Annotated in this window: 12 protein-coding genes; 5 read left to right on the top strand and 7 right to left on the bottom strand. The window is 64.9% G+C overall.

Annotated elements, in window-relative coordinates:
• Positions 1-50: 50 nt before the first annotated feature.
• From RT131_RS10500 to bla, 4 genes are all read left to right on the top strand, one after another.
• Complete coding sequence (locus RT131_RS10500; protein ID WP_313172749.1) at positions 51-368, top strand: DUF485 domain-containing protein; 318 nt, start codon at positions 51-53, stop codon at positions 366-368.
• The gene (locus RT131_RS10495; RefSeq protein ID WP_313172747.1) at positions 365-2,086 is read left to right on the top strand and encodes a cation acetate symporter; all 1,722 of its coding nucleotides are present in this window, start codon (positions 365-367) and stop codon (positions 2,084-2,086) included. The genes RT131_RS10500 and RT131_RS10495 overlap by 4 nt, the downstream gene beginning before the upstream one ends.
• A gap of 171 nt (positions 2,087-2,257) precedes the next feature.
• Positions 2,258-4,978: a TonB-dependent receptor plug domain-containing protein gene (locus RT131_RS10490; protein WP_313172746.1), complete on the top strand. Its 2,721-nt coding sequence runs from the start codon at positions 2,258-2,260 to the stop codon at positions 4,976-4,978.
• Positions 4,979-5,228: 250 nt separating this feature from the next.
• Positions 5,229-6,260 (top strand): class A beta-lactamase, encoded by a 1,032-nt coding sequence (gene bla, locus RT131_RS10485; protein WP_313172744.1) that lies wholly within the window; start codon positions 5,229-5,231, stop codon positions 6,258-6,260.
• Positions 6,261-6,274: 14 nt separating this feature from the next.
• Here the strand turns inward: bla and RT131_RS10480 are convergent, their stop codons facing one another.
• A complete protein-coding gene (locus RT131_RS10480) occupies positions 6,275-7,369 on the bottom strand; it encodes a helix-turn-helix transcriptional regulator (RefSeq protein ID WP_313172742.1) in 1,095 nt (364 codons plus the stop codon).
• Between the two features lie 388 nt (positions 7,370-7,757).
• On the opposite strand from RT131_RS10480, the gene RT131_RS10475 reads away from it, so the two are divergent.
• Complete coding sequence (locus tag RT131_RS10475) at positions 7,758-9,173, top strand: coniferyl aldehyde dehydrogenase (protein ID WP_313172740.1); 1,416 nt, start codon at positions 7,758-7,760, stop codon at positions 9,171-9,173.
• 273 nt (positions 9,174-9,446) lie between these two features.
• Here the strand turns inward: RT131_RS10475 and RT131_RS10470 are convergent, their stop codons facing one another.
• The 6 genes from RT131_RS10470 to RT131_RS10445 form a co-directional block, all read right to left on the bottom strand.
• Positions 9,447-10,409 (bottom strand): transaldolase, encoded by a 963-nt coding sequence (locus tag RT131_RS10470; RefSeq protein WP_313172738.1) that lies wholly within the window; start codon positions 10,407-10,409, stop codon positions 9,447-9,449.
• Between the two features lie 13 nt (positions 10,410-10,422).
• A complete protein-coding gene (locus RT131_RS10465) occupies positions 10,423-11,616 on the bottom strand; it encodes a CoA transferase (protein WP_313172736.1) in 1,194 nt (397 codons plus the stop codon).
• A gap of 162 nt (positions 11,617-11,778) precedes the next feature.
• Positions 11,779-13,635 (bottom strand): beta-L-arabinofuranosidase domain-containing protein, encoded by a 1,857-nt coding sequence (locus RT131_RS10460; protein ID WP_313172734.1) that lies wholly within the window; start codon positions 13,633-13,635, stop codon positions 11,779-11,781.
• Positions 13,632-15,821, bottom strand: a complete 2,190-nt coding sequence (locus RT131_RS10455) for an SUMF1/EgtB/PvdO family nonheme iron enzyme (RefSeq protein WP_313172732.1) — start codon at positions 15,819-15,821, stop codon at positions 13,632-13,634. The genes RT131_RS10460 and RT131_RS10455 overlap by 4 nt, the downstream gene beginning before the upstream one ends.
• Positions 15,822-15,857: 36 nt before the next feature.
• Positions 15,858-16,799: a ribokinase gene (locus RT131_RS10450; protein ID WP_313172730.1), complete on the bottom strand. Its 942-nt coding sequence runs from the start codon at positions 16,797-16,799 to the stop codon at positions 15,858-15,860.
• Positions 16,796-18,052: a serine hydrolase domain-containing protein gene (locus RT131_RS10445; RefSeq protein ID WP_313172728.1), complete on the bottom strand. Its 1,257-nt coding sequence runs from the start codon at positions 18,050-18,052 to the stop codon at positions 16,796-16,798. Before RT131_RS10445 ends, RT131_RS10450 begins: the two co-directional genes overlap by 4 nt.
• Positions 18,053-18,055: the final 3 nt, after the last annotated feature.

Genomic DNA, 18,055 nt, shown 5'->3' with positions numbered 1-18,055 from the left:
GCATCTCCGCATGCCATGGCGTTCGTATTCCCAACGCCTGGAGAATTCCGATGAATGCTTCCGTCGATCCCCGTGTAGAGCGGATCGCCTCCAACCCGAAATACCAACGGCTGCGCAGCTCGCGCAACAAGCTGGGTTGGTTCCTGACCATCCTGATGCTGCTGGGCTACTACGGCTATATCGGCCTGATCGCCTTCGACAAGGCCTTCCTGGCCACGCCGATCGGCCCCGGCAAGATCACCACCGTCGGCATTCCGATCGCCTTGGGCTTGATGGTGTTCACCATCGTCATCACCGGCTTCTACGTGCGCCGCGCCAACAAGGAATTCGACAAGTTGACCGCAGAAATCGTGGAGGAAGCACAATGACCCACTCCTTCCTGCGAACCGGTGCACTGCTGGGTCTGCTGATCGCCAGCGGCGCGGCCATGGCTGCCGGTGGCGACATCGGCCAGACCGTGCGCCAGCCGACCAACTGGACCGCGATCATCATGTTCGCGACCTTCGTGGTGTTCACGCTTGGCATCACCAAGTGGGCCGCTGGCCGCACCAAGTCGGCGTCCGATTTCTACACCGCCGGTGGCGGCATCACCGGTTTCCAGAACGGTCTGGCCATTGCCGGTGACTACATGTCGGCGGCCTCGTTCCTAGGCATCACCGCTGCGGTGATGACCAACGGTTACGACGGCCTGATCTACGCTTTGGGCTTCCTCGTCGGTTGGCCGATCCTGACCTTCCTGATGGCGGAGCGCCTGCGCAACCTCGGTCGCTTCACCTTTGCCGACGTCGCCGGTTACCGCTTCCAGGCCAAGCCCATCCGCATGTTCGCGGCATCGGGCACGCTGGTGGTGGTGCTGTTCTACCTGATCGCACAGATGGTCGGCGCCGGTGCGCTGATCAAACTGCTGTTCGGCCTGGACTACTGGATCGCAGTGGCACTGGTCGGCGTGCTGATGATGGTCTACGTGCTGTTCGGCGGCATGACTGCAACCACCTGGGTGCAGATCATCAAGGCCTGCCTATTGCTGTCGGGCGTGACCTTCATGGCCGTGATGGTGATGTGGCACTTCAACTTCAGCTTCGAGGCGTTGTTCACCGAGGCGGTGCGGGTCAAGACCCAGATCGCGGCCAACGGCGGCAAGAGTGCGGAGGAAGCGGCCAGTACCGGCCTGGCGATAATGGGGCCTGGTGGCTTCGTCAAGGATCCGATCTCGGCAATCTCGTTCGGCATGGCACTGATGTTCGGTACCGCCGGCCTGCCGCACATCCTGATGCGCTTCTTCACCGTTCCCGATGCAAAGCAGGCACGCAAGTCAGTGCTGTGGGCAACCACCTGGATCGGCTACTTCTACATCCTGATCTTCATCATCGGCTTCGGTGCGATCGCCCTGGTGCTGACCAATCCGGAGTATGCGGATCCGGTCACCGGCACCATCCAGGGCGGGCCGAACATGGCAGCCGTACTGGTCGGCAAGGCCGTCGGCGGCAACATGTTCATGGGCTTCATCTCGGCCGTGGCCTTCGCCACCATCCTGGCTGTGGTTGCTGGCCTGACGCTGTCCGGTGCATCGGCGGTGTCGCATGACCTGTACGCCACGGTGTTCAAGAAGGGCAACCCGGCACCGGGCTCGGAGCTGCGTGTCTCGCGCATCACCACCTTGGCGTTGGGCGTGATCGCGGTGCTGCTGGGTATCGTGTTCGAGAAGCAGAACGTGGCCTTCATGGTGTCGCTGGCCTTCGCCATCGCTGCATCGGCGAACTTCCCGGTGCTGATCCTGTCGCTGCTGTGGAAGGACTGCACCACCCGCGGTGCGGTGATTGGTGGTTCGTTGGGCCTGGCCTCGTCGCTGATCCTGACCCTGCTGTCGCCGTCGGTGTGGGTGGACACGCTGGGCAACGCGGCCGGCAGTGCGCCGTTCCCGTACACCAGCCCGGCCCTGTTCTCGATGACGATTGCTTTCGTCGCCATCTGGTTCTTCTCGATCACCGACAAGAGCAAGAACGCACAGGCCGAGCGTGCCGCCTACCCGGCACAGGAAGTGCGCGCCGAGACCGGCATTGGTGCGAGCAAGGCCTCGTCGCACTAAGCATTGGTAACGTTTGAAACAACGGCCAGCCCTGTGCTGGCCGTTGTCGTTTGAGCGGTTGGTATCGGGGTTTTCCCTGATGCGGGGCGGAAAGGTGGCTTCCTAAGATGTGGGTGAGGGTCCGCATTGTCAGGTCAGCCGTTCCACTTCCAGCCTTCTGCGAGGAACCGTATGCCGCGCCGTATCGCCAGAACCACGTTGTCCACGGGCATCGCCCTGATCATCGCCGGCAGCCTGCCCAGTGCCTTCGCCCAATCGACCGATGCCAAACCTGACCAGACCACCGACAAGGTGGTGGATATCGGCAGCGTCAACGTCACCGCATCCGGCTCGCGCATTGATCGGCCGGGCTTCAACGCGCCGACGCCGACGGTCAAGGTGACGCCGGAAGACCTGCAGCTCTCCACCCATACCAATATCGCCGCCGCGCTCAACGACCTGCCGCAGTTCCGCGGCACGGTGTCGCCGCAGACCCATACCACCGGCGTGGATGCGGCGCGGGCACCGGTCGACCTGCGTGGCCTCGGCGTCAGCCGCACCCTGGTGCTGCTGGACGGGCGGCGCTTCTCCAGCGACAACGACCTGGCCAGCATTCCTTCGATCCTGATCAGCGGCGTGGACGTGGTGACCGGCGGTGCCTCCGCCGCCTGGGGCTCGGGCGCGGTTGCCGGTGTGGTCAACGTGCAGCTGGACAGCCAATTGGTAGGCACCAGGATCGACGTGCAGGGCGGCATGTCCTCGCGCTCGGACAACAAGAAGCAATACATTTCGGCCGCCACCGGTTTCGAGATCGCACAGGGCCGCGGCCACATCGTCATCGGCGGCGAGGCGCTGAACAACGACGGCATCCTGCCCAAGTCATCGCGTCCATGGCTGGGCCGCACCGCGCAGCTGTCCAATGGCGATGGCACGTTCACGATGAAGGACAACGTGGGTTACGGCAATGCCGCGATCGGCGGCTTGATCACCACCGGTGTGCTGGCCGGGCAGGCCTTCAATCCGGATGGCAGCCTGCGGCCGTTCCCGGGCTATACCGGCGCGTCGCTGATCCAGGGTGGCGAGAGCCCGAGCAATGACGACATCAGTTCACTGATGACGCCACAGCGCCGCTACAACGTGCTGGGAAGGTTGTCGTGGAACCTTACCGACAACACCAGCCTGACCATGGACGTGCGCCACTCGCGCAGCTGGAACCGCTTCCCGTGGTTCGGCGACCACAACCGTGGCACTGGCCTGAAGATCAGTGTGGATAACGCCTTCCTGCCCACAGCCGTGCGTGATGCATTGCTGGCCGCAGGCGAAACCAGCTTCGGGCTTGGTCGCTTCAACAGCGATTTTGCTTTTCCCGATATTGATTACGACCGTCGAACCACGCAGTTCACCGTGGCGCTGGATGGCGTGGTCGGCGACAACTGGCGCTGGAGCGGCTACTACAGCCACGGCGACAACCAGTCCGATCTGGCCGCGCCGGGCTTCCTGCTGACCAGCAACTACCGCGACGCAGTGGATGCGGTGATTGATCCGGTCAGCGGCAAGCCGGTATGCCGGGTGACCCTGACCAACCCCAACTCCGGTTGCGTGCCGATCAACCTGATCGGCCATGGCGCACCCTCGGCCGAGGCAGCTGCCTATGTCACCGGTACGCCCAAGCGCATGACCAATACCAAGCTCGATGCCGCCGGCTTGGACCTGCGTGGCGAGCCGTTCTCGTTGCCGGCCGGCGAAGTCTCGGTGGCGATGGGGCTGGAAGCGCGCAAGGAACAGATCGATCAAAAGGTGGGCGCACAGGACCTGACCAAGTCGTTCAGTACCTGGAGTTCCTCGCCGATGGCCGGCAGCTTCCAGGTCCGCGAAGCCTTCGCCGAAGTCGCCGCACCGCTGCTGCGTGACATGCCGGTGTTGCGTGACCTGCAGGTCAATGCGGCGGCGCGCTTCAGCGACTACAACAGCTCCGGTGCGATCTGGTCGTGGAAGTACGGCATGACCAACGAATTCTTCGATGGCTTCCGTGGCCGCTTCACCCGCTCGCGCGATATCCGCTCGGCCAACCTGTCGGAGATGTACACCACCAGCACCACCGGTTGGTCGACCATCAGCGATCCGCTGACCGGCACCTCGATCAGTGCGCTGGTAATTGGCGGCGGCAATCCGCTGCTGGACCCGGAGAAGGCCGACACCTTGACCGCCGGCTTCACCTGGGCGCCGGCCAGCGTGCCGGGACTGATCATGTCGGTGGATTACTTCGACATCGAGATCAAGGACGTGATCACCCAGGTGTCGGCGCAGGAAACCGTGCTGCGCTGCATCGCCGGCAACCAGGCCATGTGTGGGCGCATCCAGCGCGATGGCAACGGCGAGATCGAGCGGATCAACTCCAACTACGTCAACCTGGCCGAGTACCGTACCAATGGTGTCGATCTGGACCTGCTTTACAACCTGCCGGCGGCGAAGTTGTTCCCGGCGATGTCGGGCAACTTCCACACCCGCGTGCTGGCGACCTGGACCGACAACCTCACCACCTTCGACGGCAAGAACACCTTCGAGTACGTGACCTCGCAGGGCCTCACCGGCGGCTCCGGTGTGCCACGCTGGCGTGCAAACGCGACCTTCGGCTGGCGTGGTGATCGCTATGCTGCGCAGGCGCGTGCGCGTTACATCTCGGCCGGCGTCTACAACAACCAGCTGGTGCTGACCAACGGCAACATCCCGTCCTATGTGTATTGGGATGTGGGTGGCAAGGCGCGTTTCGCGTTGGCGGGCGACAGCGAGGTCGAGGTCTACGCCGACATCAGCAACCTGTTCGACAAGAAGTCCCCCTTGGGTGCGGTCGGCTCGCCTTATTACGATGTGGTCGGCCGTTACTTCACGCTTGGCGCACGCATGCGCTTCTAGGGATGAACCGACAGGCAGGAAGGTTTGGGACAACCGTAGCCCGGGTAAGCGCAGCGCCCCGGGGCCGTTCACGGACCGCCCGAAACAACCGTAGAACCCTGTTCCCGGGTGCGCTGCGCTTACCCGGGCTACGCTCGGAACGCTGATTGCGCTTGGCCGCGGAACCATTGGATGACGCATCATCCGGATCAACAGGAACAGTGGCCGTCGCCGTAGCGCTTCAAGGGCTTCTTTTGCAGAGGAATTGAACATGTACCAGTACCACCTCCGTCGCTCGCCATCGCATCCACGCGCGCGTGCGCTGCTCCTGGCGCCGCTGCTGGCCTGCCTGCTGCTGCCGGCAATGGCCGCCACCAGACCTGCGTCCAGCCAGGGTCTGCAGGTCGAGGCACAACGACTTGCCGCACAACTGCCCGGCCGGCTGGGTGCGGCCATCGTCCATCTGGAAAGCGGCCGCAGCGTCCACCTCGATGCGGACCGGGCCTTCCCCATGGCCAGCACGATGAAAGTGCCGGTGGCCGTGCATATCCTCAAACTGGTGGACGAGGGCAAGCTCACGCTGACACAGCAGGTGACGCTGGACGAAGATGATGTCTATCCGGAGATGGGCGGGCCGATGGACCTGCACCTGAGTGCTGGTTCGGCCATCACCGTGCGCGATCTGCTGCACATGATGATCACGGTCAGCGACAACAACGCCACCGACATCCTGATCCGGCTTGGCGGTGGTACCACGGCGGTGAACGCACGCATGCAGGCGCTGGGTATCAGTGGCATGCGGGTGGACCGCTACATCTGGGAACTGCTGGCCAACTATCGCGGCAATGACGCCTCGCAGGCCAAGCCGATGGGCCCGGCGGCCTATGCCGAACTTTCGCGTAGTGAGCGCAGCGAGGAGTTGCGGCGCGGCCATACCAATGCCTGGAACGAAGACCCGCGCGACACCAGCAGCGCCCGCGCGATGGCGACCCTGCTGCAGAAGGTCTGGCGCGGCGACGTGCTGCAGCCGGGCTCGACCAAGCTGCTGCAGGACATCATGCTCGATACCCGCACCGGCAGCGCACGCCTGCGTGGCATGTTGCCGAAGGAGACCCCGGTGGCGCACAAGACCGGCACGGTGGGGGATGTGATCAACGATGTTGGCGTGATCACGCTGCCGGATGGACGCGGCCATGCCATCGTCACCGTGTTCGTGCAGTCGCGCGCCAGCAGCGAGGAGCGCGACGCGGCCATCGCGCAGCTGGCGCGTGCCGCGCATGACTACTTCCTGTTCGTGCCTTGAGTTGTTGCGCCTGCTCAGCCGGTGACGCTGAGCAGGCGCACCAGCTGCGCACGATGGCCAACGTCAAGCTTGCGGTAGATCGCGCTGATCTGGCTTTCGATGGTCTTGCGCGAGCGGCGCAGGTGATTGGCGATCTCGTCATTGCGCATGCCATCCAGCACGAGCTCGGCGACGCGGGTTTCGGTGGGCGAGAGCCTGGACCACATTGGCCGGGTGACCACGGGCGTCGCCGTTGCCACCGCTTGCAATGGCGTCAGTCGCAGCAGATACATCGGATAGAGGCCGTCCGCCTGCAAGCGACTCTGCAGGCTGATCCGCAACTGTGCCGCTGGCAGGTCCAACGCTTCCCGTGGAAGCTCAGCGTCGCCGACCTGGCTCGCCTGGCGCAGCCAGCCGCGCAATGCCGAAGCCACGCTGTCGGGGAAGCGCAGGCGCTTGCCGGCTTCGTCCAGCCAGCCCGCGCACAACAGCTGGGCCGCAGGCGACAGGCTGATCAGGTGCAGCTCATGGTCGAGGATGATGTCGGCCTGGCTTTGTCGGTCGAGCAGCGCCTGGTAGATGCTGCGACGTTCATGCCGCATCGAACGCACGCGCTGCAGGCCCGCGCCCATCAGCTGATGCAGTTCGCCGAGGAACTGCTGGTGGGCGTCGGTGATCTGCTCCTGGCCGGCCTGCATGCGGATGCTCAACACCGCATCCAGCCCTTCACCGCGCCAGAATGCCATGTGGATGAATTCGTTCCATCCGGGCGCGGGATTCTGCGCGCGCAACCGTAGCCTGGCCTGCGCGTCGGTGGACGCGATCTGTGACAGCGTGTACCAGTCGATGCGCGGGTTGCGCTGCAGATAGGGCGCGGCAACCTCGAGGCTGCGCAACGGGCGTGCGCTGCCGGGCGCACTGGCACCGAGAAAATGCAGGCTGCGCTGTGGTTGGTAGGTACCGTTGATGTCGTACATCAAGGTGCACGAGTGGCAGGGCAGGTGTTGGTTGATCAGATCCACGCAGGCGCGCCACAGCGAATGCAGGTCCAGTGCCTGCAGCAGGCCACGCTTGGCCTGTACAGGGCAGGCGTCGGGGTTCACTGCTATGTCGTGTTCGCGTCCCAGCATGGTGCGGCATGCCCTCGTGGTGGATCGCAGCGCTCTTCTGCGGTGCGGTGACCGGCCGAACCTGCATGATCTCTTCTAGCACCCACTGCGCGGGGCAGGCAAGCGCAGGGGCGGCTTCTGGATGATGCGCACTGACCAACTACTCACGAAGAGCACCCCTCCCCAGCCCTCCCCTGCGCGTTGCGCAAGGGAGGGGGCAAAAGCGGCGTGCACGGGGGGCTGACAGGTCACTTGCTTCGCTCCCTCCCTTGCGCAACGCGCAGGGGAGGGTTGGGGAGGGGTAGCTCCACCGCTCTCGCTCCCGACTTTGCGCAGCACATCACTCCAACTGTGCTTCACGTCGGCTCGCAGCTGGGTTTACAGTGGCCGCTGATCTTGGGGAGGCACCATGGATCCACAGACCGATGGTTCAAACACGCTGCAGCAGCGGTTGACGCAACTGCGCAGCGCCTGGCAGCAGAACAAACCGGACTACACGCAGCGCCGCGATGATCTGCGTCGTCTGCGTGCCGCATTCAAAGCGCGCATTCCAGAGATGACCGAGGCGATCGCCGCTGATTTCGGCCATCGCTCGAAACACGAATCGGTGATCGCTGATGGCATGACCGTCACGGGTGAAATCGATCACCTGCTCTCGCACCTGCGCAGCTGGATGAAGCCGGAGCGGATCGGCGTGGGCTGGCGCTTCTGGCCGGCGCGGGCGCAGGTGCGGCCGGTGCCGGTGGGCGTGGTCGGGGTGATCTCGCCATGGAACTACCCGGTGAATCTGGCGCTGGTGCCATTGGCGACGGCGATAGCCGCTGGCAACCATGTGATGCTCAAGCCGTCCGAGCACACACCGAATAGCTCAGCGTTCCTGCAGTCTTTGTTGGCCGAGGTATTTCCCGCTGATCGGGTGGCGGTGGTGCAGGGTGATGCCAGTGTGGCCTCTGCGTTCTCCGGCCTGCCGTTCGACCATCTGGTGTTCACCGGTTCCACCGCGATTGGCCGCAAGGTGATGGCGGCTGCCGCGCAGCATCTTACGCCGTTGACCCTGGAGCTGGGCGGCAAATCGCCGGCGCTGGTGGCAGCGGATTATCCAGTGGATGGAGCGGCCGCAAGACTGGCGACCGGCAAGTGGTTCAATGCTGGCCAGACCTGCATTGCACCAGACTATGTGCTGATCGACGAAGCGCGGGTTGATGAGCTCATTGCTGCGCTGCGCACGCAGGTGCGGCTGCGTTACGGCGACTTCAGCGATGCGGCCGATTACAGCCGCATCATCAACGAAGGTCAGTACCAACGCCTGCAGGGTTATGTGGATGACGCGCGTGCGCGCGGCTTGCAGGTGTTGCCGTTGGCCGATATCGATGCGGAGCGGTCGCGGCGCGAGCGCTTGTTCCCACCGACCTTGATCCTGCAACCGGGCGATGACGCGACGGTGATGCAGGACGAGATCTTCGGACCTATCCTGCCGATCCGCAGCTATCGCTCGCTGGACGAGGCCATCGCCACCATCAATGGCCGCGACCGGCCCTTGGCCCTGTACCCCTTCAGCCATGACAAGGCGACGGTGGAAAAGATCGTCGGCCAGACCATTGCCGGTGGCGTCACCGTCAATGACACCTTGCTGCACTTCGCGATCAATGGCCTGCCGTTTGGCGGTGTTGGCGCAAGCGGCATGGGCGCGTACCACGGCAAGGCCGGCTTCGATGCGATGAGCAAGCGCTTGCCTGTGTTGTGGCAGACCCGCCGGGCCGGCAGTGATCTGCTGCGGCCGCCGTACACACGGGTAGCGCGTTTCATCGAGATGATTTCGCGCTGAGGGAGAAAAGCCGCAACCAGGCACAGGGGGCCGGCTGCGGTGACCCCGGCACGAGGGAGAGGGAGCCGGGTGTCGAAAAGCGTGGTGAAAGCTGCAAGAAGCATGCAATCTGAAAGCCCCTCTCCCGCATGCGGGAGAGGGGTTGGGGTGAGGGCGCTTTTAGAGCACGTGGAGCAAAAGCTTTTAAAGCTTTAGAAGCTCCCCTCATCCGCCCCTTCGGGGCACCTTCTCCCGCAGGCGGGAGAAGGGAGTAATCGGGCATTGCTTTGGCTGTCAGCCGCCCAACTCATCAGCAATCCGCTGACGCAAGATCTGCAGATCCTTCGCAAACGCCTCAATACCGGTGGCCAGCTTCTCCGTAGCCATCGGATCAGCGGTCATATCCGCATCAAACTTCGCTTCATCAATCGCAGCGACGTTCACCGCTTCAGCAGCACCGGCCACCAGCTTGCGCGGCAGCTCACCGAAATCAGCATCCAGCTTCTCCAGCAGATCCGGCGAGATCGTCAGACGATCACAGCCAGCCAGCGCTTCAATCTGCGCGGTCGAACGGAACGACGCACCCATGACAACGGTGCTGGAACCGCGGCGCTTGAACTCGGCGAACACACCGCGCACGAATACCACGCCCGGGTCTTCGTCGATGCTGGCCGGGGTCTGGCCGTTGGCCACGTACCAGTCCAGGATGCGGCCGACGAACGGCGAGATCAGGAAGGAACCGGCTTCCGAGCAGGCCAGGGCCTGGGTCGGGTTGAAGATCAGGGTCAGGTTGCAGTCGATGCCTTCGGCCTGCAGTACGCGTGCGGCTTCCACGCCGGCCCAAGTGGCGGCGATCTTGATCAGCACCTTGCTGCGCGGCACGCCGGCCGCTTCGTACATGGCGATGAACTCACGTGCCTTGGCCACTGTGGCCTCGGTGTTGTGGGCCTGGTCGGCATCCACCTCGGTGGACACGCGGCCCGGTACCAGTTCGGCCAGCATGGTGCCGACGCCGACGGTCAGGCGGTCAACCACGGCATTGGCGATGGCCTGCTTGTCACCGGATTGGGCGCGGCCCCACTGCAGCTCACGCTCGATCAGACCGGCATAGACCGGCAGGTCGAGGGCTTTCTTCACCAGCGTCGGGTTGGTGGTGCAGTCGACCGGACGCAGGCGCTTGATGGCGTCGTAATCACCGGTATCGGCGACGACGACGGACAGTTCGCGCAGCTGCGCGAGCTTGGATGCAGTGCTCATGAGGTGGTCCGGATCAGGCGGGGATGTCGCCATCATCGACGGCGGCGATGACAGCGGCGGTGTCCTGGTCGAAGGTCGGCGCGGCGAATGGCTGCGGGCCGGGGGTGCGACCAAACACGATGGGACGGGTGATGCCGCGGTAGCTGCCCAGCAAGGGGTGCTGCAGCGTGGTGATCATGTCTTCGGCCAGCACCTGCGGGTGCTCGAACATGTCCTCGACCTTGCGCGCGGCCGCGCACGGCACTTCTTCGCCGAACAGCGCTTCCCATTCCAGCGCACCGCGTGCAGCCAGTGCTGCATGCAGCTTGGCCAGCAGTTCGTCGGAATGCTCGGCGCGCTTGCGCACGGTGTCGTAGCGCGGATCGCTGCCCATTGCCGGCAGGCCGATCTTGTCGCACAACGCCTGCCAGAAGCGCGGCGTATTGGCCGAGATGTAGAGATGGCCCTGCGCGGTCGGGTGGATGCCGGTAACACCGCCCGAGCGCATGTCGCGGCCCACGCCTTCGGGCTCGCCTTCGGCCCAGATCATCCGTGCCGACTGCATGGTCAGCGCGCTGCGCAGCAGCGACACACCCACGTACTGGCCTTCGCCACTGCGTTCACGCTCGAACAAGGCCGAGGACACACCGGCAGCCACCAGCGCGGCGGCGTAGTAGTCGACCACCGAGCCGTACAGGATCTCCGGCGCGCCGCCGGGCTTGCCCTGCATCGCGCACATGCCGGTCATGGTCTGCAGCACCTGGTCGTAGCCGGCCTTGTCCTTGAGCGGACCATCCTCGCCGTAACCGGTGACTGCGCAGTACACCAGGCGCGGGTTGATCTTGTTCAGGCTGTCGAAATCGATGCCCAGACGGGCCGGCACGCTGGGGCGGAAGTTGTGCACCAGCACGTCGGCTTCGCGCACCAGGCGCATCAGCACCGCACGCTGGTCGGCTTCCTTCAGGTCCAGCACCACGCCGCGCTTGGAGCGGTTCACGCCGAGGAAGGCGCGGCTCTCGGCCTCCAGCGTGGACGGGTACTTGCGCAGGTTGTCACCAACCGGCGGTTCCACCTTGATCACTTCCGCGCCTTGGTCGGCCAGCAGGGTGCAGCCGTACGGCCCGGCGATATAGGCGCTCAGGTCCAGCACGCGCACGCCGCTGAGCGGACCACGGGCACCATCGCGCTGGGCGATGTCGAACGGAGATGGGTTGTTGCTTGCTGACATGGGCTGCACTCGAATCCTTGATTGCAGTTTCCTCCCGGTGGATGGGAAGAAACATATCGTGCGGGTATTTTCAGCGAGGACAAAAAGCAGGTATCGCGGTGTCATCGCCTTCAAAACCACCGCTGCCTTCACAGTTTCCGGTGACAGGCAGCGGTGACAGGCTTATTGCGGGGCCAGCGACAGCCAGCTCAGGCGCCAGACGTCGTGTTCGCGGCCACCACAGCGGTAATAGGGCTCGAATACCAGCGGCGCGCGGCATTCCAGCTGCATCGTCACCGGCGCGCCTTCACCTTCGTCCTGGCCTACCTGCAGCCAGCGCGAGGGGTCACCTTCCGGCAGCTTCACCGTTTCATCGGTCTTGAAGCCATCGATCAGCGTGGTTGCATAGACCAGCGGGCCGTAACTCAAGCCGACGTATTCCCAGCGCAGTACTTCCTGCGCCACCGGCGAGCCGTCCGGCGCGCGCGATTCCTGCACATTGATGTTGGCGGCGCGGTGCAGCTGCGGCTGCATCGGCAGCTTCACGTTGACCAGATCGCCGGCCTGCCACTGGCGCTGCAGCTGCACGTAGCCGTCCGCACCAAGCTGTACCGGCACGTTGATGCCGTTGACCTGGATGCGGGCATCTTCGGCCCAGGCCGGGATACGCAGGCCGATGCCGAAGCTGGCGCTGTGCTCGGGGCTGACGCGCAGGCTGATCTCGCCATTGAACGGATAGCGGGTCTGCTGCTGCAGTACCACCTTGCCCGCATCGGCATGGTTGAGCGTGGCTTCGCCGGGGCCGTACAGGTTCACCCGCAGGCCACCATCGGCGGCAACGCCATAGGCAATCTGCGGCAGCTCTTCCACCGCCATCGCGCCGGACGACTTGCAGCAGCGCCAGTACGTCGTGTGCACGCGCTTGCCGTTGGGGAAGGTGTAGTAACACCAGTCCTCACCGTTCGGCGCCATCGCCGCCAGCAGGTCGTTGTAGGCAGTGCGTTCCAGTTCGTCTGCGTAACGCGCGTGGCCGCTGATGGCCAGCAGCTCGCGGTTGAGCTGCATCCATGCCAGCACCGAACAGGTTTCCACATAGGCCTGCGGGAAGAAGGTGCGCGGGGCATTGAACACCTCGCGCGAGCGATGCGCGACGCCGCCCCACGGGCCGCCGCCCAGGGTCAGGTGCTGCTCGCGGATGTTGTTCCACAGGTTGTCGATGGCCAGCTTGTAATCGGCCTTGCCGGTGGCCTTGTACAGCTTGGCCAGACCCACAAGGTTCCACGACAGCTGGTAGGCCTTGCCGGTGGCGATGAAGGCGGCGTCTTCGTTGGCGATGCCCTTGTCGAGCAGGGCCAGGCGCGGGTTGGCATTGGCCTGCTGCAGGATCTTCTCGGCCAATGCGAGGTAACGCGGCTCACCGGTAACCAGGTACAGGTCGGCGGCCGGGTCCAGCAGCACCGTCGCCGACATGCCGTGGTGGTTGCCCAGCGTGGTGATGTCGATGCCCGATTCCAGCGCCTGCCAGCACAGGTCGGCGATGCGCCGCGCGGCCTGCAGGTAACTGTCATCGCCCAGCGCACGCCAGGTTTCGAGGAAGCCGAGGATCAGGTAGCTGTGGGTCCATATGTCCCAGGTGCGCAGTGCCGGTTCGCCGTTCCAGCTCTCGGGCTTGGGCGGCTGCGGCACGGTGAAGCGGCGGTCAGCGGCGTAGTTGCCAAGATAGCCGTCCTCGTCCTGCTGGCTGATCAGCCAATCGGCGACGCGGCGCAGATTGGCTTCCAGCTTGGGCTGGCCGCCCTGTGCCACCGCACGCGCGGTGGCCGACAGCCACTTGCCGGCGTGTTCACCGTACCAGTCACCTTCCTGGTTCTGCTGCTTGTGCGCCTGGCCGAAGATGCTGATCGAGGGGCTGGCTTCATCGACGATGAAGTGGCTCAGGCGGCCGCTGCGGTTGGCGGCGAGCATCTGCCCGAACACACCGTCGAGCTTTACCGCCGCCGGCGTGATCAGCTGCTGGCCGCTGGTGATGGCCGCACTCATGCCGCGTCCACCACGCAGCGGAAGCCGAGCATGCCGCTGCGGTCCTTGGCCGGTGCCATCAGCAGGTACTTGCCGTGCTGGTCCAGGCGGTAGGCCTGCGGGAAATACCAATGCGAGGTCTGCGGCTGGTAGCTGGAACCACCGCGCAGGATCGCCGCACGGGTGTGCTCGTCGCTGAACTCATCGGTCCACTGCCACACGTTGCCGACCAGATCCTCGACGCCGAACGGGCTGGCGCCCTGCGGATGCGCATCGACATCGGCCGGGGCCAGCAGGCGGCGGCCACGGTTGACCTGCGGCACACGGCTCTGGTCCCAATCGTTGCCCCACGGATAGGTTCGGCCATCGTTGCCCTGGGCGGCGTACTGCCATTCCCATTCGTGCGGCAAGCGCTTGCCGGCCCACGCGGCATAGGCGCGCGCATCTTCCAGCGACACCCAGATCACCGGCTTGTTGTCCCAGCCGGCGCGCGGTGCGCCATCCACCCAATGGGCGAGGAAGTTGATGTCATCGGCCGGGTGGTAGCCAGTGGCGTCGATGAAGGCCTTGAACTGCGCATTGGTGACCGGATGGCGATCGATATGAAACGCCTGCATCTGCATCAGCTTGCGGTGATGGCGGCGGGGGCAGTCTTCCCACGGGAACTGCACGTCCTGGCCGGCCCAGTTGAAGCCCTCGATCTCGACACCGCCAACGGCGAACACGAATTCGCCCGCCGGAATGGTGACCATGCCCTGCGGCGCGGCAGCCTGCGCGGCGGTGGCGGGAATCTCGCGCAGCTGCTGCGGGATTGCCTTCCATGCGCCGGAGAAGCTGTTGAGCGGCTGCTCGGCGCGCTTGGCAGCTTCGATCAGGAACGCATCCAGGCCTTCAACGGCAACGCCCGGCTGCACGCTCAGCACCGCACCAAAGCCGCGTGCTTCCATCGGCAGCTCGATGATGGCCACGCCATCACGCACGGCCGGCGACAGCTCCACGCCGTGCCAGACATCGTAGTAACGAGTGCCGTCCACATGCGGCAGACCGATCTGCTCGCCGTTGACCGCGTACTCGTTGCGGTTGATGAACGTGTGCAGGCACTGGCCTTCGACCGGGAACTTGCTGGCGAAGATGCCGCCCTGGTAGCAGACCTGGTAGGGCTCCCAGTCCATCGCCACGATCAGCGCCGGGAACTGGCGATAGATGGCGGCGATGCGGCGCAGGGTTTCACCATCGCGGGCGGTGAACTGGTTCCAGATGCCCCAGATGTTTTCCCAGGCGTTGTAACCGATGCCGTTGAAGAAGCAGTACTGCAGGTCGTGGTTGCGGTTGCGGCCCCAGCGGTTCTCGTAGTTGACCATGTGGCGCGGTTCCAGCCACTTCCACTTGGACACCGGCGGCACCGGGCCATCGGGTGCCTTCTTGCCCCAGCTCTGCACGTTCCAGATCAGCTGCTCTTCCGAGCTGATGGTGGACTCGGGCTGCACCACCACCGGGTTGCCCTTGGCGTCGCATGCATCGAAGAATGCACGCGGCACGCCGTTGAAGGTGTCGCCGTTGATGCCGTCTGCACCGGTGGCCTTGATGATCTCGGCCAGCCCGTCCCAATGCGTCACGCCCGGGTCACGGGTGCCGTGGTCCCACGGCTTGGCCGGCAGGAACACGCGCACGCCGCGCTTCTGGAATGCCTTCACCGCGGCGGTCAAACCTTCCAGACCACCCGGCAGCGTGTGCGCCAGATCGAACTGGTTGCGGTCGTCGATGCCGATGTTCGGGTAGATGTACCAGATCAGTACCGAGTCCAGCCCGCCGAAGCGCTCGATCAGGTCGTCCAGGTATTTGTCGACGGTGTACTGCGCGGTTTCCACGTCGAAGAAATAGCGGTCCTCGACCATCATCTGCGCATGCACGAAGTTGCGCTGTGCCCACTGCAGTTCCGGTCGGCGGTAGTTCACGTCGGTATAGCCGATGCGCACCAGGTGCTCCTGGCGCCAGTCCTTCAACTCGGTCAACCAGTCGGCGGCGCTGGCATTGGCATCGATCATCCAGCTGCCGATGTCGGCGAACGGCCATGCCGGTGCCTTGCCCGGGGTGGGCAGGTAGCGGCCGGTGGTGACGTGCGAGAACTTGTACTCGGTGTGGATCGCCTCACGCCCGTGATCGGGGGAATCGGTGTCGTAATCGGGAGCGGGGTAGGGGGAGGTCATGGCAGTCATCCAACAAAAGCGGGGGAGGCGTAACGGTTACAGCGCGCACCACGCCGCGAGTGCGGCATGGGCGTCGGTGCCGGGCAGGCGGCTGGCGTCGGCCAGCAATGCCTGTACTTCGGCGTGTTCGGGAATACTGGATTGTGCACCCAGGCGCGTGCAGGCCAGGGCCGAGGCCGCGCTGGCGGCCAGCAGGGCCTGCTGCAGCGGCTCGGCCTGGGCCAGTCGGGCGATTAGGGTGCCGCAGAAGGTGTCGCCGGCAGCCGTGGTATCGAGTGGTGAGATCGAGAACGCTGGCTGCACCACGATCTGTCCATCGATGCGTGCCAGGCAGCCACGCGCGCCGAGGGTGACGATCACGCAGGGGACGTCGATGCGTGCCAGCCCGGTGGCCAGGTCCGGCGGGTTGCCGGCCACCACGGCCAGCTCGCCTTCGTTGACGATCAGCATGTCCAGCAGGGCCAGCAGCTCGGCCGGCAACACCTGCGCCGGGGCGGCGTTCAAGGCGACTTTTACGCCGGCGGCACGGGCTGCGGTTGCGTAGGCCTGCACCGAGGCCAGCGGCGACTCCAGCTGCAGCAACAGCCATTGCACGCCATCCAGCGACGGCAGGTGCGCGGGCAGCAAGGCCATATTGGCGCCGGGTGCGACGGTGATCGCGTTCTCGGCATCATCGGACAGGCAGATGAAGGCGGTGCCGGTCGGCAACTGCGCATCGCGTACTGCATGCAGCAGCACGCCAGCGTCGTTCAACGAGGCTTCAATTGGCTTGGCGAAGTCATCGGCACCCAGGGCAAGCAGCATCTGCGTGGCAGTGCCACCCGCACGCGCACAGGCAACGGCCTGGTTTGCTCCCTTGCCGCCGGGAAAGGTGCGGAATTCGCGGCCGAGCACGGTCTCGCCCGGTGCCGGCACATGCGCCGCGCGCACCACGAAATCGAGATTGGCCGAGCCGGCGACAAGTACGGTGGAACTCATGGAATAGCCTGGTAGACGAGGTTGTAGAAACGGGTGGAAGGCGAGGCGAGGGCGTTGTCACCGCTGGGCAGGTATTGCATCAGCAGGATGGCCACCAACTTCTCCTTGCGGTCGATGGTGAAATACGTCGATGCGGCGCCCGACCAGCCGAACTGGCCAACGCTGCCCAGCTTGCCGCGGTAGGCCGGGTTGGTGATGACATAGCCACCCAGGCCGAATCCTTCACCGGCGCCATAGCTGCTGATGGCCGGCTCGAAGCCACCGAGCTGGTCGCTCATCATCAGATCGACTGTCTTGCGCGACAGCAGTTGCTGCTTCCCACTGCGGCCATCATCGAGCAGCATATGGGCGAATTTCAGGTAATCGGCGGCGGTGGAGTACAGACCGCCGGCGCCGCTGTCATAGCCCTTCAGACGCACGCCCGGATTGCGCGCGCTGAGCGTGTCAGCCACGCGCAGGCTGCCATCGTCGTTGCTGGTTGGCAGTTCGACCACGCGACCACGCTGCGCCAGCGGCACTTCAAAACCGGTGTCGTGCATCGCCAGCGGGCTGAAGATGCGTTGTTGCAGGAACTGCGCGAACGGTTGCCCGCTGACCACCTCGACCACGCGCGCCAGCAGTTCGGTATTGCTGCCCTCGTAATGGAAGTGGGTGCCGGGCGCGTCGGCCAGCGGCAGTGTGGACAGGCGGCGTGCAACGTCCTGCAGTGAGGTTGCACTGTCGACATCGGCCGCGGTCAGCAGCTTGGTCGCCACCCGGTGCGTGTCCGACGCCGCCGCGAAGCCGCTGGTATGGGTGAGCAGATGGCGCAAGGTGATCGCACGCGGTGCATCTTCGGTCTGCGGATGTTGCAGGTCGCCGCCGGTCACCACGGTGCGGTCGGCGAACTCGGGCAGGTAGCGCGCCAGCGGATCGTCCAGCGACAGCTTGCCGTCCTCCAGCAGCATCAGTACGGCGACCGAGGTCACCGGCTTGGTCATCGAGTAGATGCGGAAGATGCTGTCGGCCTGCAGTGGCCGGTGGCCAGCGCTGTCGGCGTGGCCGTAGTGCTGCTGGAACACGATGCGGCCATCGTGCTCGACCAGCGCCACCGCGCCCGGGAACTGGCCCGGTGCGGTGCTGGCCTGCAGGAAACCATCCAGCCGCTGCCAGCGGTCTCCAGCGTGCAGCAGCGGCGCGGACAGGCACAGCAGGAGTGCGGCGCCATGGCGCAGCCAGCGGCGGCTGCGCGGTGTTGCGATGGATTGATGCATGGC

The organism is Stenotrophomonas sp. (assembly GCF_032066555.1).
In the GTDB taxonomy this organism is placed as follows: domain Bacteria; phylum Pseudomonadota; class Gammaproteobacteria; order Xanthomonadales; family Xanthomonadaceae; genus Stenotrophomonas.
Note: the sequence above shows the minus strand (reverse complement) of the source record. Positions and strands in the feature narration are given on the sequence as shown.